Origin of the sequence: Streptococcus suis, from assembly GCF_002960425.1 — a bacterium.
Taxonomy (GTDB): Bacteria; Bacillota; Bacilli; order Lactobacillales; family Streptococcaceae; genus Streptococcus; species Streptococcus suis_S.
In genome coordinates this window covers 1-20,840 of the sequence record NZ_POIZ01000004.1, presented here as the reverse complement: position 1 = coordinate 20,840, position 20,840 = coordinate 1, and the positions used below count along the sequence as shown (strand labels likewise).

The 20,840-nt window shown below is 41.5% G+C and carries 21 protein-coding genes, 1 tRNA gene and 1 pseudogene; 17 read left to right on the top strand and 6 right to left on the bottom strand.

Going from position 1 to position 20,840, the window contains the following annotated elements:
- The first annotated feature begins 30 nt into the window (after positions 1 to 30).
- The 6 genes from holA to C1G57_RS00145 all read left to right on the top strand — a co-directional run bounded on the left by holA (position 31) and on the right by C1G57_RS00145 (position 4,549).
- Positions 31 to 1,062 (top strand): DNA polymerase III subunit delta, encoded by a 1,032-nt coding sequence (gene holA, locus C1G57_RS00170; RefSeq protein WP_105113264.1) that lies wholly within the window; start codon positions 31 to 33, stop codon positions 1,060 to 1,062.
- Positions 1,063 to 1,135: 73 nt separating this feature from the next.
- Positions 1,136 to 1,747, top strand: coding sequence for a superoxide dismutase SodA (sodA, locus tag C1G57_RS00165; protein WP_105113241.1), 612 nt, complete (start codon positions 1,136 to 1,138; stop codon positions 1,745 to 1,747).
- A 336-nt stretch (positions 1,748 to 2,083) separates the two neighbouring features.
- The gene (gene rplS / locus C1G57_RS00160) at positions 2,084 to 2,431 is read left to right on the top strand and encodes a 50S ribosomal protein L19 (RefSeq protein ID WP_011921928.1); all 348 of its coding nucleotides are present in this window, start codon (positions 2,084 to 2,086) and stop codon (positions 2,429 to 2,431) included.
- Between the two features lie 372 nt (positions 2,432 to 2,803).
- Positions 2,804 to 3,478: a hydrolase gene (locus C1G57_RS00155; protein ID WP_105113240.1), complete on the top strand. Its 675-nt coding sequence runs from the start codon at positions 2,804 to 2,806 to the stop codon at positions 3,476 to 3,478.
- Between the two features lie 45 nt (positions 3,479 to 3,523).
- Positions 3,524 to 3,595 (top strand) — tRNA-Arg (locus C1G57_RS00150).
- Between the two features lie 36 nt (positions 3,596 to 3,631).
- A complete protein-coding gene (locus tag C1G57_RS00145) occupies positions 3,632 to 4,549 on the top strand; it encodes a hypothetical protein (RefSeq protein WP_105113239.1) in 918 nt (305 codons plus the stop codon).
- Between the two features lie 181 nt (positions 4,550 to 4,730).
- Here C1G57_RS00145 and C1G57_RS00140 read toward each other — a convergent pair whose 3' ends face one another.
- The 3 genes from C1G57_RS00140 to C1G57_RS00130 are packed head-to-tail and all read right to left on the bottom strand — an operon-like array spanning position 4,731 to position 6,689.
- On the bottom strand, positions 4,731 to 5,915 hold the full coding sequence (locus C1G57_RS00140; protein WP_105113238.1) for a chloride channel protein: 1,185 nt from the start codon (positions 5,913 to 5,915) through the stop codon (positions 4,731 to 4,733).
- Positions 5,905 to 6,183 (bottom strand): chorismate mutase, encoded by a 279-nt coding sequence (locus tag C1G57_RS00135; protein WP_105113237.1) that lies wholly within the window; start codon positions 6,181 to 6,183, stop codon positions 5,905 to 5,907. Before C1G57_RS00135 ends, C1G57_RS00140 begins: the two co-directional genes overlap by 11 nt.
- Positions 6,184 to 6,233: 50 nt before the next feature.
- Positions 6,234 to 6,689, bottom strand: coding sequence for a flavodoxin (locus C1G57_RS00130; protein WP_105113236.1), 456 nt, complete (start codon positions 6,687 to 6,689; stop codon positions 6,234 to 6,236).
- Between the two features lie 94 nt (positions 6,690 to 6,783).
- Between C1G57_RS00130 and C1G57_RS00125 the strand changes: the two genes are divergently transcribed.
- From C1G57_RS00125 to C1G57_RS00115, 3 genes are all read left to right on the top strand, one after another.
- On the top strand, positions 6,784 to 7,728 hold the full coding sequence (locus C1G57_RS00125) for a DHH family phosphoesterase (protein WP_105113235.1): 945 nt from the start codon (positions 6,784 to 6,786) through the stop codon (positions 7,726 to 7,728).
- Positions 7,715 to 8,743 carry an FAD:protein FMN transferase gene (locus tag C1G57_RS00120; RefSeq protein ID WP_105113234.1) on the top strand — a complete coding sequence of 343 codons (1,029 nt, stop codon included), beginning with the start codon at positions 7,715 to 7,717 and terminating at the stop codon, positions 8,741 to 8,743. Before C1G57_RS00125 ends, C1G57_RS00120 begins: the two co-directional genes overlap by 14 nt.
- A gap of 120 nt (positions 8,744 to 8,863) precedes the next feature.
- The gene (locus C1G57_RS00115) at positions 8,864 to 9,106 is read left to right on the top strand and encodes a type B 50S ribosomal protein L31 (RefSeq protein WP_029177151.1); all 243 of its coding nucleotides are present in this window, start codon (positions 8,864 to 8,866) and stop codon (positions 9,104 to 9,106) included.
- 101 nt (positions 9,107 to 9,207) lie between these two features.
- Here C1G57_RS00115 and C1G57_RS00110 read toward each other — a convergent pair.
- A pseudogene (locus C1G57_RS00110) lies at positions 9,208 to 9,357 on the bottom strand (tyrosine-type recombinase/integrase); the annotation flags it as partial.
- A 231-nt stretch (positions 9,358 to 9,588) separates the two neighbouring features.
- Between C1G57_RS00110 and C1G57_RS00105 the strand changes: the two are divergent.
- The 5 genes from C1G57_RS00105 to serB all read left to right on the top strand — a co-directional run bounded on the left by C1G57_RS00105 (position 9,589) and on the right by serB (position 16,018).
- Entirely contained in the window at positions 9,589 to 10,818 is a 1,230-nt protein-coding gene (locus C1G57_RS00105) for an FtsW/RodA/SpoVE family cell cycle protein (RefSeq protein WP_105113233.1), read from the top strand.
- 13 nt (positions 10,819 to 10,831) lie between these two features.
- Complete coding sequence (locus C1G57_RS00100) at positions 10,832 to 11,371, top strand: DJ-1 family glyoxalase III (protein ID WP_105113232.1); 540 nt, start codon at positions 10,832 to 10,834, stop codon at positions 11,369 to 11,371.
- Between the two features lie 195 nt (positions 11,372 to 11,566).
- Positions 11,567 to 13,519, top strand: a complete 1,953-nt coding sequence (gyrB, locus tag C1G57_RS00095) for a DNA topoisomerase (ATP-hydrolyzing) subunit B (protein ID WP_105113231.1) — start codon at positions 11,567 to 11,569, stop codon at positions 13,517 to 13,519.
- A gap of 88 nt (positions 13,520 to 13,607) precedes the next feature.
- Positions 13,608 to 15,332 carry a septation ring formation regulator EzrA gene (ezrA, locus tag C1G57_RS00090; RefSeq protein WP_105113230.1) on the top strand — a complete coding sequence of 575 codons (1,725 nt, stop codon included), beginning with the start codon at positions 13,608 to 13,610 and terminating at the stop codon, positions 15,330 to 15,332.
- Between the two features lie 50 nt (positions 15,333 to 15,382).
- On the top strand, positions 15,383 to 16,018 hold the full coding sequence (serB, locus tag C1G57_RS00085) for a phosphoserine phosphatase SerB (RefSeq protein ID WP_105113229.1): 636 nt from the start codon (positions 15,383 to 15,385) through the stop codon (positions 16,016 to 16,018).
- Between the two features lie 32 nt (positions 16,019 to 16,050).
- Here the strand turns inward: serB and C1G57_RS00080 are convergent, their stop codons facing one another.
- On the bottom strand, positions 16,051 to 16,701 hold the full coding sequence (locus C1G57_RS00080; RefSeq protein WP_105113228.1) for an HAD family hydrolase: 651 nt from the start codon (positions 16,699 to 16,701) through the stop codon (positions 16,051 to 16,053).
- 105 nt (positions 16,702 to 16,806) lie between these two features.
- On the opposite strand from C1G57_RS00080, the gene C1G57_RS00075 reads away from it, so the two are divergent.
- Positions 16,807 to 17,943 carry a glycerate kinase gene (locus tag C1G57_RS00075; protein ID WP_105113227.1) on the top strand — a complete coding sequence of 379 codons (1,137 nt, stop codon included), beginning with the start codon at positions 16,807 to 16,809 and terminating at the stop codon, positions 17,941 to 17,943.
- Here the strand turns inward: C1G57_RS00075 and C1G57_RS00070 are convergent.
- Entirely contained in the window at positions 17,940 to 18,389 is a 450-nt protein-coding gene (locus C1G57_RS00070; protein ID WP_105113226.1) for a DUF1694 domain-containing protein, read from the bottom strand. The two genes, C1G57_RS00075 and C1G57_RS00070, sit on opposite strands and share 4 nt — an antisense overlap.
- A gap of 148 nt (positions 18,390 to 18,537) precedes the next feature.
- On the opposite strand from C1G57_RS00070, the gene eno reads away from it, so the two are divergent.
- Positions 18,538 to 19,845 carry a surface-displayed alpha-enolase gene (eno, locus tag C1G57_RS00065; protein WP_099871461.1) on the top strand — a complete coding sequence of 436 codons (1,308 nt, stop codon included), beginning with the start codon at positions 18,538 to 18,540 and terminating at the stop codon, positions 19,843 to 19,845.
- 221 nt (positions 19,846 to 20,066) lie between these two features.
- Positions 20,067 to 20,696, top strand: a complete 630-nt coding sequence (locus C1G57_RS00060) for an HAD family hydrolase (RefSeq protein ID WP_105113225.1) — start codon at positions 20,067 to 20,069, stop codon at positions 20,694 to 20,696.
- Positions 20,697 to 20,840: the final 144 nt, after the last annotated feature.

Genomic DNA, 20,840 nt, shown 5'->3' with positions numbered 1-20,840 from the left:
GGTAAAATGGAGAAAGAAGTAGAGGATGATATGACAATTATTGGACAGATTGAGAAGTTAAAAAAAGAAAAATTAGGTTCCTTGACCCTTTTATGCGGTGAGGATATTGGTCAATATCAGATTGCCAAGGATTTACTGTTAAGACGGGTCGAATTTGATCCAGCAGATTTAGGTTTTGCCTATTTTGATATGTCCGAGGCTGATTACAGTCAGGTTGATCTGGATTTGGTATCTCTGCCCTTTTTTTCAGATGAAAAAGTGGTCATACTGGATTATTTTGCAGACTTGACGACGGATAAGAAGCGGCATTTGACGGATGATGAACTCAAGCAGTTTGAGGCTTATTTGGAAAATCCTGTCGAAACAACCCGTTTGATCATCCTAGCCCCAGGTAAGTTGGACAGCAAGCGTCGCCTGGTCAAAATCCTCAAACGAGATAGTCTTGTTTTAGAAGCCAGTCCGTTGAAAGAAATGGATTTAAAGAACTATTTTCAAAAAGAGGCCAATCAACTAGGCTTGCAGATGGCGGCAGATGTTTTTCAATACTTATTGGTCAAATCTAATTTTGATTTTGCAGAAATTAGTAAGAACCTAGCCTTTTTACAGTCTTATAAGGGACAAAATCTGATTAGGATGGCAGATATTGATGCCGCTATTCCCAAGACGCTGCAGGACAATATTTTTGACTTGACCCAAATGGTTCTCCAATCGAACATCGATGAGGCCCGTCAACTTGTTCGTGACTTACGCTTACAGGGGGAGGATGAAATCAAGTTGATCGCCATTATGCTGACCCAATTCCGCACCTATTTGCAGGTTCAACTACTGAAAGAGCAGGGTAAGAGTGAGCAGCAGATAGTGGTAGAGCTGTCTGACGTAACAGGTCGAAAGGTTAATCCCTACCAAGTGAAGTTTGCCCTTCGAGATTCCCGTTACCTATCCATTGGATTTCTGAAAAAGGTAGTGGCCTTGTTGATTGAAACAGACTATCAAATTAAAACGGGTGTTTTTGAGAAGGACTATCTATTTGATCTAGCCTTACTAAAAATTTCTGGTAACTAGTCAGACAAATAAGTTGAAAAGGCTCTCATAATGGAGTACAATAAAGTTATCATATAGACAGAGGAGTACAAAAATGGCAATTATTTTACCAGACCTTCCATACGCTTACGATGCCTTGGAACCACATATTGATGCAGAAACAATGACCTTGCACCATGACAAGCACCATGCGACTTATGTTGCAAATGCAAATGCTGCCCTTGAAAAACACCCTGAAATCGGTGAAGACTTGGTGGCACTCTTGTCAGATGTAGAGCAAATTCCTGCGGACATCCGTCAAGCCCTTATCAACAACGGCGGCGGTCACCTCAACCACGCACTTTTCTGGGAATTGCTTTCACCAGAAAAAACAGAAATTTCAGCAGAATTGGCAGCAGATATTGATGCGACTTTTGGCTCATTTGCAGCCTTCCAAGAAGCATTCACTACAGCAGCAACAACTCGTTTCGGTTCAGGCTGGGCTTTCTTGGTTGTCAATAAAGAAGGCAAGTTGGAAGTTATCTCTACTGCTAACCAAGACACACCAATCATGCAAGGGTTGAAACCAATCCTGGCACTTGATGTTTGGGAGCATGCTTATTACCTCAACTACCGTAACGTCCGTCCAAACTACATCAAAGCCTTCTTTGAAGTGATTAACTGGAATAAGGTAGATGAGCTTTATAAAGAGGCTCTCAGCAACTAATCTACTAGCTTACTGCGACGTTTTTTCGAGGAAACCATCTTTTTCCGAGAAAAAACTAGTCAGTCCTCTAGGAAAGCTAATCGGGCTTTCCGTGCTACAAGGAGCGAGGCCCTTGTAGCTGAGGAGTGGGAACAAAGTTGATGAGCTTTATAAAGCTGCTAAATAAGATTGTAAAACAGGCGAATGTTCGCTTGTTTTTTTCAATATTTTGAGTATTTTTCTTTACAAGAAAAGAGGATTTTAGTATAATCTATTTTGTGTGTAATGGACGCACAAAAATACAGTTTATCCGCTGGGTTTAAAAGCACCTATGATTGACAAAGATAGGAGAATAAAATGAATCCATTGATCCAAAGTTTGACAGAAGGTCAACTTCGTACTGACATCCCTTCATTCCGTCCTGGTGACACTGTACGTGTTCACGCTAAGGTTGTCGAAGGTAACCGCGAACGTATCCAGATTTTCGAGGGTGTTGTTATCTCTCGTAAAGGCCAAGGCATCTCAGAAATGTACACTGTACGTAAAATCTCTGGTGGTGTAGGTGTTGAGCGTACATTCCCAATCCACACTCCACGTGTTGATAAGATTGAAGTAGTACGTTACGGTAAAGTTCGTCGTGCTAAATTGTACTACCTACGTGCATTGCAAGGTAAAGCAGCGCGTATCAAAGAAATCCGTCGCTAAGATGGGAGGAAGCAGCGAAAGTTGCTTCTTTTTTGTTTGTAAGAGCTAGCTTCCTATCTGACCTATCTATATGTATAAAGGGCGATCAAGAATAGATGTTTACTATATCTCCCTACATAAAATATGTTATACTGTTACTATATATCGTCATTTAGTTTATCTTTTATTACGTCGTTAACTCACCTTGCCTGATTGAAACAGTCTGGGGGACTGTTTCAAGTCAATGCCTAGAAATTAGAAAGCATTGAGTTATGCCTGCGGCTCTTTTGCGGCGAACTTGGTTCGCACTATCTCCAGCCTTCAAAGGTTCCCCGAACCTTTGAAGCGAGTACTAAAAGTAAACTAAAAGACTATACATAGAGGAGGTCGAGTATGAGTAAGCAAGTTATTCCAGCTGTTTTGTCTGATTTACGCCAGGATATTGTGCAGGTGCCTGACATCATAAAGGAATGTAGTGGTATTCGTATTTATGGTCGCCGTATCCGCTCGGTTTTATTTACAACGGATGTGGCGATTATTGCTAATCATAATGCAGATGCGGTTTTAGCGGTTTATCCTTTTACTCCTAGTCCGGCCATTCTCAAAAGCGTTATGATGGTTGCCTCTGTTCCTGTTTTAGCTGGTGTTGGAGGTGGTCTAACGTCAGGAATGCGGTCGGCCAATATGAGTTTGCTTTCTGAGTCAGAAGGGGCTTATGCTGTTGTGGTCAATGGTCCTACGGATGTTAAAACCATTGAGGAAATTAACAAGATGGCGGATATTCCCATTATCTACACCGTCGTTTCAGAGAAGGCAGACTTGTTATCACGAATTGAGGCTGGCGTAGATATTTTAAACGTTTCCTGTGGATTAGAAACTCCTAACGTGGTGAAAAAAATCCGTCAAGTTCTCCCAGACTTCCCCATCATTGCGACAGGTGGTCCAACTGAAGAATCCATTCGTCGCGTGATTGAAGCAGGAGCTAACGCTATTTCCTACACAGCTCCCAGCAATGCCGAACTATTTAAAAAGAAAATGGAAAAATATCGAACATCCAGTAAGGACTAACAGACCTTGCAATCTTCTATTTTATGATGTAAAATAGAAGAGTAGCTTCCCTTAGTTAAATGGATATAACAAATTCCTCCTAAGAATTAGTTGCAGGTTCGATTCCTGCAGGGGAGATACGGATGAGATAATAGGAATATTTTGGAGTATATTATGGAATTACAGCCTAGTAATTTTAATGCAAGTGGAACGAAATTAGAAAAAATATTAAAAGCTCTTTTGATTAGCCAGATTGTGCTTATTATTTCAACGTTTTTTAATGTAATGTATGATGCTACTTTTCAAATTGGAAATTTGAACATCTACGGAAAAGTGAACATAGCTCCATTATTTTTGGTTTGCTCAGTTATAGAAATTGTTGGTTTGATTAATCGAAATGAAAAGATTTTTATTCCTTTCCGAGTCATTGATACTTTTCTGATTTTAAATATTCTCTCCACTATATCGATAGCTGTTATTGAATCTGAACAAAGTGCTGCCTTTGCAAATAACGTTGGAAATTTTGCATCTTCAGTAATGTCATTTTTTACATTTGGTCTGTTTGAGATGCCGACAAATTTAGCACAATCAAGCAAACTTCTATTTGGATATCATTTCATTCGGTTGGTACTTTTAATATTATCTATCATTTTTGTACTTTATTTGTACAATCGTTTTATTAAAAAAGAAGAGTTAGTACACACAACCCACTTTGATTTTCATAAACTAGTGGAACTATATTCTAAAAATAAACTTTTAGTAATTGCTAATGTGTTGTTGGTAATTTCGCAACTATTGCCATTCAATATTATGAATAAATTCTTGCTTGCGACACCAGCTTTTGCTGATCATCCTATCGTTTCATCGGTAATATGTCTAGTTGCATTTTTATTACTATTAAATTTATTTCAAAATAATACAAACAATGTAAAACGCTATGCGATTATTGAAATAGCTTCCGTAATAATTTGGAATCCATTTTATGTTTATAAATATGGAACTCCTGGATTTGGTTACCTAATTTATATTGTTGGATTGGGATTGTTAGCTTATTCTGTTTTCGGAAACAAGTTGAAAACGGAAAGTAAGTAAAATTCTTAGTTTTTTATGTTAATACAAAAACGCTCTAGATTTCTAGGGCGTTTTAAAGTTATATTTTAGAAGATAATGATGAAATTGAAGGTCATCTAGAAATAGCTAATTGATTTCAAAGGTTTGTTTTGTCTAAAATATGACTAGGAGGTAAAATGAGGCAAACTATGATTCCCTTACTTCACCTCACTTGCATCCCATAAATAGTTTGTTTTCTGTTTATTAGATAAGCTATGGCAAGTACAGGAATGGCATAGGGTAGGATATTGGCGCCGAATACTTCATAACTAATGAAGATCGGAGCCAGCAAGGTATTGGTGGCTGTTCCAAAGACGGCACAATAGCCAAGGGCTGCAACAAGTTCAGTTGGTAGACCTAGTAATCCTGCTAAAACAGCCCCAGAACTTGCACCAATGGCAAAGAGTGGCGTGACTTCTCCCCCTTGAAAACCTGCGGCCAAACAAAGACAGGTCAGTAGGAGTTTCAGTAGCCAATCGTAAGCAAATACCTGTTCCCCAGCTAAACTGACATCAATTAAATTGGTTCCCAAACCAGCATATCGCCCCTGATGGAAGAAGAAAAGTAGAACGCTTAGTCCAACTCCCATGATAGCAATTTTTATATAAGGATTTGGAAGCCATCGAGTTGAGATGTTTTTTGCTTGTGCCAAAAACCAGGCAAATAGATTACCGACAAATCCGAAGCAGATGGCAATCAAGATCCATTTGAAACTATCTGTAAACTGGGATGAGGTAGTCGCGATGGCGTGCGAAAATTTCTCTAATCCCAATAAATGAGAAGTAGTAGAAGCTGTGAAAGAGGCAACTAGACAATAGGGAAGACTAGTCCAAGCATATTGACCAACAATCAAGACTTCGATGGCAAAGAAACTAGCAGCCAATGGTGTTTGAAAGAGTCCCGCAAAACCTGCAGCCATACCAATCTTCGTGATCATGTCTTTAGGCAAGTGTGTGAAACCTTGTTTTTGTAACCAATGCGAGAGACTGGCTCCAAGTTGGACAGCTACCCCCTCGCGGCCAACGGAAGCGCCAAAAAGATGACTGAGCCAAGTTGTAAAAATGATGAGCGGAATGAGCACTGGAGAAATGTGCACATTCTCCCCTTGTCCAGCTTTGAAGACTAAGCCCATACCTGCTTGGACTTCCCTCCCCCATTTTTGATAAACGAAAACAATCACCAACCCTGCAAGTGGTAGAAAGGGAATTAGATAAGTAAAGAATTCAGACCGTAAGTCACCAATCCCTAGTAGAATTTTCCCAAAGAATGTGGTGATAATCCCTGCACCGACTCCAATTAAGCAAGCAAAGAAAAGGAGTTGGCTGGCTTGTTTCATCTTATTGCTCATGATTCTCTAACTTGGAAGATTGATAGGCTCTCGATTGGGCCATCATATCACTAAAGGTCGCTTGAATAGCAGAGCGGTAATCATCCTTTTGGACTAATTTTCCAACTCTTTCAAGGATAGCTTTTTCTCGGCTGGTATCCAAAACAGGCTTACCTGTTGCTCGTTTGTAGGCTGTGACTTGGTCTACCAACTCCATACGTTGTTCCAACAAGTCAACCAATTGGCTATCAATCGTATTTATTTGTTCGCGAATGTGTTCCAAATTCATTTTCTTCTCCTTTTAAGAAAACCAGTAACGGCTGTTACTGGTTAAGATGCTTATTCATTTACTTTTGCAGCAAGGTCAGTTGCAAATTGCTCAAGGTTAACAATATCCTCGTCTTCAGCAGCCAGGTCGACCTTGACATTTTCAGCACCTTTGACTGCACCACGTGACCCCAACATGACATCAAAGTCATCTACTGCACTACAGAAGTCATCATAGAAGGTATCACCAGAACCGCAAACACCGTAGACCTTACCAGTCAAATCTAAGTCAGCTAGGTCAGCATAGAAATCAACAATTTCATCTGGAAGCTCACCATCTCCACCGTAAGAATAGGTGTAGCTGGCAACGACAATCAAGTCTGCATCCAAGATTTCTTCTGTCTCAATGGTCGTACATTCGTGAACCTGTACTTCCAAACCTAACTCTTCTAGCTTACTGGCGACAATGTCAGCAATTTCTTCTGTGTTACCAGTCATACTAGCGTAAACAATTTTTGCTAGTGCCATAATTTCCTCCAAATTACATAGTAATCTTATTATACCATACTCCCATTATTTTCAAAAGGGGAAGTTTGTGCTAAAATGATGAAAAGGAGTTGCTATGACTATTTATCATACTATTATTGAAAAAATTCGTGAATACGACACCATTATCATTCATCGCCACCAACGACCAGATCCAGATGCCATCGGTAGTCAAGTTGGCTTGCAGAAACTTTTGCAGAAGAATTTTCCTGAAAAAACCATCAAGGTAACCGGTTTTGAGGAACCAAATCTTGCTTGGATGGCAGGAATGGACGTAGTTGCGGACCAAGACTATCAAGGAGCCCTGGTTATCGTGACAGACACTGCCAATACGGCACGTGTGGATGATGACCGTTACACTCAAGGAGATTTCTTGATTAAAATCGATCATCACCCCAATGAAGAGCCTTATGGCGACCTGCTCTGGGTCAATACGGAAGCTAGTTCTTGCAGTGAAATGATTGCAGAATTGGCCCTTCAAAGCCAACTGGAGCTAGACGCAGAAACTGCCCGTTTACTTTATGCAGGAATTGTGGGCGATACAGGCCGCTTTCTCTATCCAGCAACTAGTTCACGTACCTTTGAGATTGTTGCTCGTCTCCGCCAAGAAGATTTTGACTTTGCAAAGATGTCTCGCCAGATGGATACCATTGATTTCAAGATTGCCAAGCTGACAGGCTACGTCTACGACAACTTGGAAGTGGATGAATACGGTGCGGCGCGTGTCGTTTTGACACAGGACATTCTCAAAAAATACGAGGTGACCGATGCGGACACTTCCTTTATCGTTGGGGCTCCAGGACGGATTGGAATCATTCAATCTTGGGGGATTTTTGTGGAACAAACTGACGGAAACTATCGCGTACGACTACGCAGTAAGTATCTTCCAATCAACGAGATTGCCAAACGCCACGATGGCGGAGGCCACCCACTAGCAAGTGGTGCTAACTCTTATTCACTCTCCGAAAATGAGAAAATATACCAAGAAATACAAGAGGTAGTGAGGAATGCAAGCAAGTAGTCGCTCTCTTCGGTTAATGGGAACCGTCATTGATACTAAAATCTGGCATCCCCAGGCAGAACCGATTTTGGATCAGGTAGAAGAGCTTCTCTATCTCTACAAGGACCGCTTTTCTGCCAATGACTTGACCTCTGAATTGATGGAGGTCAACCTTAATGCAGGTGTTCAGGCGGTTCCTGTTGCGGAGGACCTGTATGAATTGATCAAATTGGGTAAGGAACACAGTCTGGCTCAGGGATCTTTTTTGAATATTACCATTGGTCCCCTTGTGCAAAGCTGGCGAATTGGATTTAGCGATGCCAAACTTCCAAGCCAAGAAATGATCAGTGAAAAACTCCAGCTCATCAATCCAAGGGACATTGAATTAGATGATGAGGAGCAGACAGTTTATTTGAGACGAGAAGGCATGGCGATTGATCTGGGTGCTCTGGCAAAAGGGTATGTGGCAGATAAGATTGTTGACTTCTTGAAAAGGATTGGTGTGGAGGCTGGACTGATTAACCTGGGAGGCAATGTTCTGACCTTTGGTCAAACTCCCCACAATCCAGATGGTTATTGGCGAATTGGGATTCAGGATCCTCAGAAACCACGTGGTGAAAATGCCCTCGTCCTCAACATAGGAGAAGAATCGGTTGTCACCTCTGGTATTTACGAACGAACCCTTACGATAAACGGAAAGACCTACCACCACATTTTAAGTCCTGAAACAGGCTACCCTATCCAAAGTCAGTTGGCTAGTTTGACCATTGTGTCCAAGCAATCTGTTGATGGTGAGATTTGGACGACCCGCCTCTTTGGTCAAGATATACCTCATATTTATAAGATAGTGGAAGCAACAGATGGTATCGAGGCGGTGCTGATAGGGCTTGATGGTAGGATTCTTGTGACTTCGGGACTTTCTGAGAAAGTTCTGGCTGGACGAGAGCGAATTTCAGATAGTTTGGGCGGTCCTTCCAGAGGGGGATTTGGCGCAAGGGTGACCTCAGACCTGGCTTCTGGCGCTTCTGTACTCTAATGTACTAAAAATATTTGAAAAATAGGTAAAAAGACTTGCCAGAAGAAAAAAGTTTTGGTAAACTTAAATGGTTATAATCTATGGCTCGGAAAGAGACCATGGCAGAAAGGAATTTTTATAATGAAAAAAGATATCCATCCAGAATATCGCACTGTTGTCTTCATGGACACAACTACTGGTTACAAGTTCCTTAGCGGTTCAACTAAGAAAACTAGTGAAACAGTAGAATTCGAAGGTGAAACTTACCCATTGATCCGTGTGGAAATTTCATCAGACTCACACCCATTCTACACTGGACGTCAAAAGTTCACTCAAGCAGATGGACGTGTGGACAAGTTCAACAAAAAATACGGTCTCAAATAATCAGCGTTATAAAACCGTTAGAAACGTTGATTTTAAGCCATTCCTGAGCTATGGGAATGGTTTTCTTTTTGAAATGGTAACGGAAATGGTAACGGCTGGCGTTACATTCCCAAAAATTGGGCAAACTTTTCAGCCGTTTTTTCTTTTGTATTTTCCGTAACGTGAGCGTAAATATTCATAGTTGTTTTTATATCTTCATGCCCTAGTCGTTCCTGGACTTCTTTAATCGTTGCCCCTGCTTCAAATAGTAAAAAATTTTCATAAAGCTAGCAGGAAAATGAGTACAGGACACTTAGTATTCTTACATAGTTTTTGGCTGAATGGTGCATAAAAAATTTATGGTATTTGCTATTCAATCCAGATGATTTTTGTTCCTGCTAGAGCCTTTTCGTTTTTTTTGCTATAATGTTAAAAGCTATATTTAGAACTGTATTCACAGTTCAGCACTTTGCTGGTGAATAGAGTTTCTTAAAAATGAAAGTATGAGGTTTTTGATGAAATACAGAGGAAGTATAGATAGTCGTGTGGACTATTCTCTCATTTTACCAGTCTTTTTTTTATTGGTTGCAGGGATCATAGCCCTTTTTATCGCGGTTAGTCAAGACTATCCCAATAGTGTGTTGCAAATGGTGGGGCAGCAGGTTGCTTGGATTGGTATTGGTATTGTGGCAGCATTCCTGGTGATGTTCTTTTCTACCAAGTTTCTCTGGCAGATAACACCGTTTTTATACGTGCTTGGTCTAGGCTTGATGGTCCTTCCCCTATTCTTCTATAGTCCAGATTTAGTGGCTTCGACAGGTGCGAAAAACTGGGTAACCATTGGAGGAATGACCCTCTTTCAGCCGTCGGAATTTATGAAAATATCCTATATTGTCATGATTGCAAGGGTTATTGTCACCTTCCATAAGCACCATACTGAACGAGGTCTTCGAGAAGATTTTATGTTGATTGGTTATATGACCCTATTTACACTACCTGTCTTGGTTTTATTAGCCTTGCAAAGTGACTTGGGAACTTCCTTGGTATTTATCGCCATCTTCAGTGGCATGGTCCTCTTGTCTGGTGTGTCATGGAAAATCCTCCTGCCGACAGCTTTGACGGTCTTGGTCCTGGTTGGTGGTTTCATGCTGATTTTTGTATCTCCAGGTGGAACAACCTTCCTGCATAATATGGGGATGGACACCTATAAAATCAACCGTATTTCAGCTTGGCTAGACCCCTTCAAACACGCACAATCAACGACCTATCAACAGGCTCAAAGTTTGATTGCCATCGGTAGCGGTGGATTGAAAGGTTTGGGGTTCAATAAAACAAATCTGCTGATTCCCGTTCGAGAAAGTGATATGATTTTTACTGTTATTGGGGAGGATTTTGGTTTTATCGGTGGGACAGTCTTAATTGGCTTGTATTTGTTGCTAATTTATCGGATGTTGCGGATTACATTAAAATCCAATAATCGCTACTATACTTACATTTCAACAGGATACATTATGATGCTTCTTTTCCATGTTTTTGAAAATATTGGAGCAGCCACGGGGCTATTGCCTTTAACGGGAATTCCCCTTCCCTTTATTTCCCAAGGTGGTTCTTCAATGGTATCCAATCTGATTGGGGTTGGTTTGGTACTGTCCATGAGTTACCAGTCGCATCTAGCAGATGAAAAAGAAGAAGTGAGATCACGCAAATATAGAAAAATTACGTTAGAACGTTAGAAAGTTGGTTACTATGGTAAAAATCGCAGTTGTTTTGGCAAATGGTTTTGAAGAAATTGAAGCCTTAGCCCCCGTTGATATTTTGCGAAGAGCTGGTTTTCAGTGTGATATGGTCGGTTTAACCAGTATTCGTGTAGAGGGTTCGCACGCTATCAAGGTGGAAGCGGATTGTCTATTTGATGGGGATTTGAGCCAGTATGATTTGATTGTCCTGCCAGGAGGCATGCCCGGTTCCACCAATCTCCGCGATGATGACCGTTTGATTGCTGAGTTGCAAAAAGCAGTAGCCAATGAGAAATACGTTGCGGCTATCTGTGCAGCCCCAATTGTTCTTGATAGGGCTGGTTTACTGGATGGTCGTCGCTATACTTGTTTCCCAGGGAAAGAAGCGGATATTTCCACTGGTATTCATCTTGCAGAAAATGTAGTCGTAGATGGACCAATTATTACCAGTCGAGGTGCAGGTACCAGCTTGGACTTTGCTTACAAATTGGTTGACTTGCTTGGTGGCGATGGTCAAGGCCTTGCAAAAGTCATGGTTCATAAAAATTAGCGGAGCAAAGTGTTCAAAAGTAGGGAGCTGAGGAAGAAATTCAGCTCCTTTTTTGGTGGGAATTTTACGAAAAATATGGTATAATGTTGGGTACTATTGTAGAGTTTTTATGCTCATTTTCTTCACCGTTTTATCAGCTGTTTGATGAATTGTTGTGATTTTTTTAGAGCAAAGCTTAGAAATAAAGGAATAAGAATGACAGAAGAAATCAAAGATTTACAAGAAAAAGCACAGGAATATGATGCCAGTCAGATTCAGGTTTTGGAAGGTCTGGAAGCTGTTCGTATGCGTCCAGGTATGTATATCGGAACAACCTCTAAAGAGGGCCTTCACCATCTGGTTTGGGAAATTGTCGATAACTCCATTGACGAGGCCTTGGCCGGTTTTGCCAGCAAGATTGAAGTCTATATCGAACCAGATAATTCCATCACTGTTGTGGATAATGGTCGTGGTATTCCGGTCGATATTCAGGAAAAAACAGGTCGTCCAGCCGTAGAAACAGTTTTCACAGTTCTCCATGCCGGAGGAAAATTTGGCGGAGGCGGATATAAGGTTTCTGGTGGTTTGCATGGCGTAGGCTCATCCGTAGTAAATGCCCTTTCGACCCAGTTGGATGTCCATGTTTATAAAAATGGTCAGGTTTATTTCCAAGAATACCGTCGTGGTGAAGTCGTTGCTGATTTGAAGGTTGTGGGTGAAGCAGACCGCACGGGTACGACCGTACATTTTACACCAGACCCAGAAATCTTTACTGAAACGACAGAGTTTGAGTTTGCTAAATTAAACAAGCGTATCCAAGAGCTTGCCTTCCTAAATCGTGGTCTCAATCTTTCTATTACGGATAAACGTGAGGGAATGGAACAAACCAAAGAGTATCACTATGAGGGTGGTATTGCTTCCTACGTGGAATACCTCAATGAAAACAAGGATGTTATCTTTGACACACCTATTTATACAGAGGGTGAAATGGATGACATCACAGTCGAGGTAGCCATGCAATACACGACTAGCTACCATGAAAATGTGGTCAGCTTTGCTAACAATATCCATACCCATGAAGGTGGTACTCACGAACAAGGTTTCCGTACGGCTCTGACTCGTGTTATCAATGACTATGCCAAGAAGAATAAAATCCTCAAGGAAAATGATGATAACCTAACGGGCGAGGATGTGCGTGAAGGTCTGACAGCGGTTATTTCTGTCAAACACCCTGGTCCTCAGTTTGAAGGCCAAACCAAGACAAAGTTGGGTAACAGTGAAGTTGTAAAAATTACCAATAGACTCTTTTCAGATGCTTTTGGAGAATTTCTTTTGGAAAATCCTCAGATTGCTCGTCGGATTGTGGATAAGGGGATTGTTGCGGCCAAGGCACGTATTGCGGCCAAACGGGCGCGTGAGGTCACTCGCAAGAAGTCAGGACTTGAAATTTCCAATCTTCCAGGTAAATTGGCGGATTGTTCGTCAAACGATGCTACCAAGACAGAGCTCTTCATTGTGGAGGGGGATTCTGCGGGTGGTTCAGCAAAATCTGGTCGTGATCGTGAGTTTCAGGCTATCTTACCGATTCGTGGTAAAATTTTGAATGTAGAAAAAGCCAGCATGGACAAGATTTTGGCAAATGAGGAAATCCGTAGCTTATTTACAGCAATGGGGACTGGCTTCGGTGCGGACTTTGATGTGGAAAAAGCTCGTTATCAAAAATTGGTTATCATGACCGATGCCGATGTCGATGGAGCCCATATTCGTACCTTGCTCTTAACCCTCTTCTACCGCTATATGAGACCGATTGTAGAAGCTGGCTATGTGTACATTGCTCAACCGCCTATTTATGGGGTTAAGGTTGGAAGTGAAATCAAGGAATACATTCAACCAGGTGCCAATCAAGAACAGGAATTGCAAGAAGCCTTAGAAAGACATAGTACAGGACGTTCTAAACCAACCATCCAGCGTTATAAGGGGTTGGGAGAAATGGATGACCATCAGTTGTGGGAAACAACCATGAATCCAGAGAATCGTCTGATGGCGCGTGTTTCAGTTGATGACGCTGCAGAAGCAGATAAGATTTTCGATATGTTGATGGGGGACAAGGTTGAACCTCGCCGCGAATTCATTGAAGAAAATGCGGTATATTCAACATTAGATGTTTAAAAACTGAGAAAACAAGTGCATAAGCTAGAGATTTATGGTATAATAAAGCGATATTTTCTAGTAATTACTATGAACTAAGGAGATTTACATGCCTACAGGAACAATCATCTTAATCGTTTCGATTGTTATTATCTTAATCGTTGCCTATGTAGCCTGCCTGATTGTTCGCAAACGCAATGACAACCTCTTGGTTGCATTAGAAGAGCGCAAGGAAGAGCTATTTAACCTCCCTGTAAATGAAGAAGTTGAAGCGGTAAAATCCCTTCACTTGATTGGTCAAAGTCAGGTTTCCTTCCGTGAGTGGAATCAGAAATGGGTAGACCTTTCTCTCAATTCATTTGCCGATATTGAAAATCATATTTTTGAAGCAGAAGCCTTTAACAATTCATTCCGTTTTGTCAGTGCAAAAAATGCGATTGATAGCATTGAAAGCCAAATCGACTTGATTGAAGAAGACATTGCTTCTATCCGTCACGGTTTGATGGATTTGAAAGAACAAGAGGAGAAGAACTCTGGTCGTGTCAAACACGCCTTGGATTTGTTTGAAAATCTACAAGCCGCTGTTCGTGATAATTCTGAAAGTTTTGGAGAAACCCTGCCAGAACTTGAAAAACAACTGAAGAATATTGAAGTTGAGTTCTCAGAGTTTGTTATGCTCAATTCATCTGGAGATCCGATTGAAGCTTCTGAAATCCTTGATAAGACTGAGGAGCATATGATTGCCCTCAATCAGATTATGGATCGCATTCCTCATTTGATTGAACGTGTGAGCAAGGATTTTCCAGAACAGTTGGAAGATTTGGAATCAGGCTATCGTAAACTTGTGGAGCAAAACTACTTGTTTACAGAAGGAAATATCGAGTCCCAATTCCAAAATATCCGCGTTTCAATTCGTGAAAATACTGCCTTGATTGTTTCCTTTGATTTGGATGCTGCAGAAGCTGAAAATGAAGGTATTCAAGGCAAGATTGATCACTTGTATAAGCTCTTTAATCGTGAGATTGAGGCGAATAAGTCCGCTAATAAGATTAGCAAGAACTTGCCAAAATTCTTGGAGCACGTGGTACAAAATACCAAGCTCTTGGATGAAGAAAGTCAACGTCTAAATGCCAACTATCTCTTGGCAGATAGCAAGCTTTCTCGTATCAACCAGCTGAAAAAACGTTTGGAAACCATTGAAATCGTCGTAGCTGAGAGTGTTGAGGGGATTGAGACACCACAAGTGGCTTACTCAATCTTGGAAGAACGCTTGGAACATTCGCTTTCTAGTTTGAAAGAAATCGAAGAAGAACAAATTGTATTGGCTGAGTACCTCAAATCACAAGAAGTATCAGAAAGTACAGCGCGCAAGAAAGCAACCCTTTATATCAATAAGTTGCACACTCTCAAACGCTATATGGAGAAACGCAATCTACCAGGTATCCCAGCAGAATTCTTGACAAACTTCTTTAGAACAAGTGATCATGTGGAAGCCTTGATTGCAGAATTGGACTACAAGCGTATCAACATTGAAGTTGTTAATCGTTTGTTGGAAAATGCGACCTACGATATGAATCAATTAGAAGAGCTTGCCTATCTCATCGTCCAAAACGCGACCTTGACAGAGCAACTCCTACAGTATTCTAACCGTTATCGTTCAACTGATGAAGGAATTCAAGCAGCCTTCAATCGTTCCTTAGACATTTTCGAACGAGATTTTGACTACCAAGCAGCCTTTGAAGAAATTTCATTTGCCTTGGAAACAGTTGAACCTGGCGTAACAGAACGATTTGTTCGTTCTTACGAAAAAACAAGAGAAGCAATTCGTTACTAAATAAAGAGCCATCTTTGGCTTTTTATTTTTATACAAGAAAGGATAGGAAAATGACAAAAGGTTTATTGGTCATGGATGTGGATTCAACGCTCATCCTGGAAGAAGGTATTGACCTTCTTGGTGAGGAAGCGGGTGTAGGCGAGCAGGTTGCAGCCATTACAGAACGTGCTATGCGTGGAGAATTGGATTTTGAAGAAGCATTACGTGAGCGTGTTGCCTTGTTGAAGGGCTTGCCTGTTTCTGTTTTCGATCGGATCATGGAAAAAATTCATTTTACACCAGGAGCGGCAGAGCTAGTAGCAGAATTAAAGGCACGTGGTTTCAAGGTTGCGGTTGTGTCAGGAGGTTTTCATGAAACAGTGGACCGCCTTGCAGAGCAGTTGGAATTGGATTATGTTCGCGCCAATCGTTTGGAAGTAGTGGACGGTGTCTTGACTGGTCAGGTTTTGGGAGATATTGTGACCAAGGATATTAAAAAGGCGTGTTTGGAAGCCTGGGCGGCTGAAAATGGCTTGGATGTATCACAAACGATTGCTATGGGAGATGGTGCTAATGACCTACCGATGATTCAAGGAGCAGGTCTTGGTGTGGCTTTCTGTGCCAAGCCCATTGTGCAGGAACAGGCTCCTTATCAAATCAATGAAAAAAATCTCTACAAACTAATAGAGATTTTGGATAGCTTATAATAAATGAAAGTCAGTTGCATAGCTGGCTTTTTCTAATCTTGCATAAGCAAGAGTTTTGGCAAATCAGGAACGGTTTCGATAATCCATCTAGCACCTGCTTCTTCCAGTTCTTGTCGATTTCCGTAGCCGTAGAGGACACCTATGGAAGCTAGTTGGTTGGCCTGGGCTCCCTCTATATCGTGTTCACGGTCCCCGACCATAATGGTTGTTTGCGGATCGTGGTCCAGCTGTGCTAAGGCATAGGAGATGACATCAGTCTTGCTAATGCGGCTACTATCCAGACTGGCTCCTGCAATGACATCAAAGTAGTGGGCGATGTCAAAATATTCCAGAATTTGCTTGGCAAAGACTTCTGGTTTAGAGGTGGCAATAGCCAAGGTCTTTCCTGCTTGTTTCAGGCCTTCCAAGAGTGGCAGAATGCCATCGTAAAGCTGGTTTTCAAACATTCCCTTGTCTTTAAAATAGACCCGAAAGGCATCGACAGCAGCTTGAGTGTCTGCTGGATTTAGCTGATAAAAGCGGGAAAAGGATTCATAGAGGGGTGGACCGATAAAGCGTTGTAAATTAGCAAGGTCAGGCTCATCAATCCCCATTTGGTCCAGTGCATAGGCGACAGAATGTAGGATACCTTGTCCGGAATCTGTTAGGGTGCCGTCAAGGTCGAATAAAATGGTTTGATACATAGGAATCTCCTTTGTTTTAGTATATCATATTTTCAGGAAAACCTCTCCCTCATCTTGAAAGACTTGAGACGGAGTGCTACAATGATATAGAAAGGTGGGATGTTCATGCGTATTCTAATTGCACCAGATTCCTTTAAAGAATCTCTCACAGCAGAAGAGGTCGCCCAAGCAATCAAAAAGGGATTTTCAAAGGTCTATCCACAGGCAAAGTATGACTTGCTTCCTTTGGGTGATGGAGGTGAAGGAACTCTTGATAGTTTGACGCAGGCCTTGGGTTTGGAGAAATACCAGACAGAAGTGACAGGACCATTTGGGGATAGGATATGTGTTACCTATGCAATGCGAGATGGTCTTGCTGTATTTGAAATGGCTGAGATAGTAGGACTAGCCAGTATTCCGCTAGAAAAAAGAAATCCTTTGCTAGTTTCTACTAGAGGAGTGGGTGAACTGCTGGTTGAACTGGTGCAGAAAGGTGCCGACCAGTTTTTCATCGGAATTGGTGGTTCTGCCAGCCATGATGGCGGTATTGGAATGGCATCGGCCCTGGGCTTTCATTTTTATGATCAATCGGGTCAGGAGCTTGAAGCCATTGGTGCCAATCTGGGTAAGATTGTGAACTTTTCCCAAGAAGACATAGGTATTGATTTGTCGTCTGTTCAGATTGATTTGGTAACGGACGTGGATAATTTACTCTGTGGTCCTAAGGGCGCCACCTATGTGTTTGCTGGTCAGAAGGGACTAGCAGCGGAAGAGTTTGAGCGCGTGGACGAGGAGCTGGCTGCCTTTTATCATTTCGTTAACCCAGCAATCTTGACATTGGCTGGAGCTGGTGCAGGTGGTGGGATGGCAGCAGGTTTGGTGCAGTTTGCAGGAGCCCATATTCAGACAGGCATTGATTTTGTCTTAGATCAGTTGGACTTTGAACAAGTGGTTGCTGAGGCTGACCTAGTTATTGTAGGTGAAGGACGGATGGATGCTCAAAGTTTGGCTGGAAAAACTCCTGTAGGAGTGGCTAGACGAACACCAGCAGGCATTCCCATCATTGCCATTTGTGGTAGTTTGAAGGATGATCTTCCTGATTTTCCTTTTGAAAATATCTGCGCCGCATTTCCGATTATCGCAAGTGTTGACAGTTTGGAAAACACGCTAAAATATGCAGAAAAAAACCTGATCCGCACGGCAGAACAGGTGGCGAGAATGCTCCAGTTAGGTGGAAGAATGACTGTGAAAAAAGAGAATTAACCAAATAGTTTTTTCCAGAAGGAAGGTTTTGTATCTTCCTTTTTTTCTACAGTTTGTACAAGATTTGGAAAGGTGGTTGCCAAGCTAATATCTTCCATGTCAATAGCATGGTCTGTATGAAAGACCAGAGCATAAGGAGATTGCCCGATTTTCTCATCGATGATAGCAGACGTAATGCCATAGGTTTGAGCAACTTTCATTAAGGAAATTTGTTGCTTATCCGACAAGGATGGTGATAGTTTGAGAAAGAGAGGAAGATAATGAGAGGCTAGTTTTTGGCAGATAGTGTCAAAACGGCTGTTGACATTTTCATGAACCAATTCATCAAATGTGAGAACTAGTACAACACGTTCGCGATAGGTCCCCATGTATTGACGTTGTTGATCAGGGTTTAGGCGGGTTTCGCCAGAAGCTTTTTGTAGGATAGTTGTATGTAAATCAGTCATAGTTTTAGTATAGCATAATAGTGCAAAAAGGCAATAGAATACGTTTACATTATTTCTTTCAGTAAAATATCTGTTTTTTCTTGAAAAATCCCTTATTTTAGGGTATGATAGCAGTGTAACTATTTTAAACTCAAAGGAGAGTAATATAATGTCAATTATTACTGATGTTTACGCTCGCGAAGTCCTTGACTCACGCGGTAACCCTACACTTGAAGTTGAAGTTTATACTGAATCAGGTGCTTTCGGACGTGGTATGGTTCCTTCAGGAGCTTCTACTGGTGAGCACGAAGCAGTTGAGCTTCGCGATGGTGACAAATCTCGTTACCTTGGTCTTGGTACTCAAAAAGCTGTTGACAACGTAAATAACGTGATTGCTGACGCTATCATCGGTTATGACGTTCGTGATCAACAAGCTATCGACCGCGCTATGATCGCTCTTGACGGTACTCCTAACAAAGGTAAATTGGGCGCTAACGCAATCCTTGGTGTTTCTATCGCTGTTGCGCGTGCAGCTGCTGACTACCTTGAAGTGCCACTTTACACTTACCTTGGTGGATTCAACACTAAAGTATTGCCAACTCCAATGATGAACATCATCAACGGTGGTTCTCACTCAGACGCTCCAATCGCTTTCCAAGAATTCATGATCTTGCCAGTTGGGGCTCCTTCATTCAAAGAAGGTCTTCGTTGGGGTGCTGAAGTATTCCACGCTTTGAAGAAAATCTTGAAAGCTCGTGGTTTGGTGACAGCTGTTGGTGACGAAGGTGGTTTCGCTCCTAAGTTCGAAGGAACTGAAGATGGTGTTGAAACAATCATCGAAGCTATCGAAGCTGCTGGTTACGAAGCTGGCGAAAACGGAATCATGATTGGTTTCGACTGTGCGTCATCTGAGTTCTACGACAAAGAGCGTAAAGTTTACGACTACACTAAATTCGAAGGCGAAGGCGCTGCTGTTCGTACATCTGCAGAGCAAATCGACTACCTTGAAGAATTGGTTAACAAGTACCCAATCATCACTATCGAAGATGGTATGGATGAAAACGACTGGGATGGTTGGAAAGCTCTTACTGAGCGTCTTGGCAAACGCGTTCAATTGGTTGGTGACGACTTCTTCGTAACAAACACTGACTACCTTGCGCGTGGTATCAAAGAAGGTGCTGCTAACTCAATCCTTATCAAAGTTAACCAAATCGGTACCCTTACTGAAACATTTGAAGCTATCGAAATGGCTAAAGAAGCTGGCTACACTGCCGTTGTATCACACCGTTCAGGTGAAACTGAAGATTCAACAATCGCTGACATCGCAGTTGCAACTAACGCTGGCCAAATCAAGACTGGTTCATTGTCACGTACAGACCGTATCGCTAAATACAACCAATTGCTTCGTATCGAAGATCAACTTGGTGAAGTTGCAGTCTACAAAGGCTTGAACTCATTCTACAATTTGAAAAAATAAAATAGTCCGTCGGACTGTTTTATCCCCGAGTTAGTATAACGAGGGTTATAATAAAAACAAGTCCGGTGGACTGTTTTATCCCCGAGCTAGCAAAGCGAGAAATTAGTAAAACTCTCTAGGTTTTTCTGGAGAGTTTTCTTTGCCTTGATATTGATAAAATGATATTCTAAAAAAACAGACTAATTTAAGTATTCTAATTTTGAAAAGAGATGGAGAGTGGGATGATAGAGTGGATATTTTTTGATTTGGGTTCGACGCTTTTAGATGAAGAGGCTGCTTATGGATTCTATATAGACAAGTGTGTGAAGAAGTTACAGTCACTTGATATAGAGGTCTCAGCAGATTCTTATAAAAAGAAAATGGTGGAGTATGCTCATAAGTCGTTGGACCCAGTTCGTGCGGCCTGGCAATATTTTACACAGTCCGCGCCACGTCCTTTATGGACGAATGAGGGGGTGAGCTTGTATCCTGAAACAATAGATATTTTAGAGAAGTTATCACAAAACTATCGATTGGGGATTATTGCCAATCAGTCTGGTAGTGTGAAAGAACTGCTAAAAGAGTGGGGAATTAGCTCCTATTTTCAACTGATAATTCTCTCTGAAGAGGTTGGTGTATGCAAACCAGATTTGAGAATATTCAAGCTCGCTTTAGAGGAGTCTGGCCTTCCAGCAGATAAGGCTGTCTATGTTGGTGACCGATATGATAATGATATTCTGCCCGCTAAATCCTTGGGAATGTATACTGTACGAATACTGACAGGTTTTGGAAAGTACACAAGAGAAAACGGTAATTGGAAGAGCGATTGGGTAGTTGCTTCATTGAAAGAACTACCAACTATTTTGGGGTAAAAAGAAAACTAGACTGAACATTCAGCCTAGTTTCAGATTGAAGACAAACACTTAAGAGGCGTTTGTCTTTTTCTGTTTATTGGTCTGATAGTCGGTCTTTTTGCCAGAATCGTGGCTATTTGTACAATATAAAAAGGCTTCCCT

Bases quoted from the DNA above. Each gene is read 5' to 3' on its own strand.
- holA (WP_105113264.1), top strand. From the start codon at position 31: ATGACAATTATTGGACAGATTGAGAAGTTAAAAAAAGAAAAATTAGGT.
- C1G57_RS00070 (WP_105113226.1), bottom strand. From the start codon at position 18,389: ATGACTGATTTACATACAACTATCCTACAAAAAGCTTCTGGCGAAACC.
- rplS (WP_011921928.1), top strand. From the start codon at position 2,084: ATGAATCCATTGATCCAAAGTTTGACAGAAGGTCAACTTCGTACTGAC.
- C1G57_RS00130 (WP_105113236.1), bottom strand. From the start codon at position 6,689: ATGGCACTAGCAAAAATTGTTTACGCTAGTATGACTGGTAACACAGAA.
- serB (WP_105113229.1), top strand. From the start codon at position 15,383: ATGACAAAAGGTTTATTGGTCATGGATGTGGATTCAACGCTCATCCTG.
- C1G57_RS00140 (WP_105113238.1), bottom strand. From the start codon at position 5,915: ATGAGCAATAAGATGAAACAAGCCAGCCAACTCCTTTTCTTTGCTTGC.
- C1G57_RS00100 (WP_105113232.1), top strand. From the start codon at position 10,832: ATGGTAAAAATCGCAGTTGTTTTGGCAAATGGTTTTGAAGAAATTGAA.
- C1G57_RS00155 (WP_105113240.1), top strand. From the start codon at position 2,804: ATGAGTAAGCAAGTTATTCCAGCTGTTTTGTCTGATTTACGCCAGGAT.
- C1G57_RS00075 (WP_105113227.1), top strand. From the start codon at position 16,807: ATGCGTATTCTAATTGCACCAGATTCCTTTAAAGAATCTCTCACAGCA.
- C1G57_RS00135 (WP_105113237.1), bottom strand. From the start codon at position 6,183: ATGAATTTGGAACACATTCGCGAACAAATAAATACGATTGATAGCCAA.
- C1G57_RS00125 (WP_105113235.1), top strand. From the start codon at position 6,784: ATGACTATTTATCATACTATTATTGAAAAAATTCGTGAATACGACACC.
- C1G57_RS00060 (WP_105113225.1), top strand. From the start codon at position 20,067: ATGATAGAGTGGATATTTTTTGATTTGGGTTCGACGCTTTTAGATGAA.
- ezrA (WP_105113230.1), top strand. From the start codon at position 13,608: ATGCCTACAGGAACAATCATCTTAATCGTTTCGATTGTTATTATCTTA.
- sodA (WP_105113241.1), top strand. From the start codon at position 1,136: ATGGCAATTATTTTACCAGACCTTCCATACGCTTACGATGCCTTGGAA.
- C1G57_RS00145 (WP_105113239.1), top strand. From the start codon at position 3,632: ATGGAATTACAGCCTAGTAATTTTAATGCAAGTGGAACGAAATTAGAA.
- gyrB (WP_105113231.1), top strand. From the start codon at position 11,567: ATGACAGAAGAAATCAAAGATTTACAAGAAAAAGCACAGGAATATGAT.
- C1G57_RS00080 (WP_105113228.1), bottom strand. From the start codon at position 16,701: ATGTATCAAACCATTTTATTCGACCTTGACGGCACCCTAACAGATTCC.
- C1G57_RS00120 (WP_105113234.1), top strand. From the start codon at position 7,715: ATGCAAGCAAGTAGTCGCTCTCTTCGGTTAATGGGAACCGTCATTGAT.
- C1G57_RS00115 (WP_029177151.1), top strand. From the start codon at position 8,864: ATGAAAAAAGATATCCATCCAGAATATCGCACTGTTGTCTTCATGGAC.
- eno (WP_099871461.1), top strand. From the start codon at position 18,538: ATGTCAATTATTACTGATGTTTACGCTCGCGAAGTCCTTGACTCACGC.
- C1G57_RS00105 (WP_105113233.1), top strand. From the start codon at position 9,589: ATGAGGTTTTTGATGAAATACAGAGGAAGTATAGATAGTCGTGTGGAC.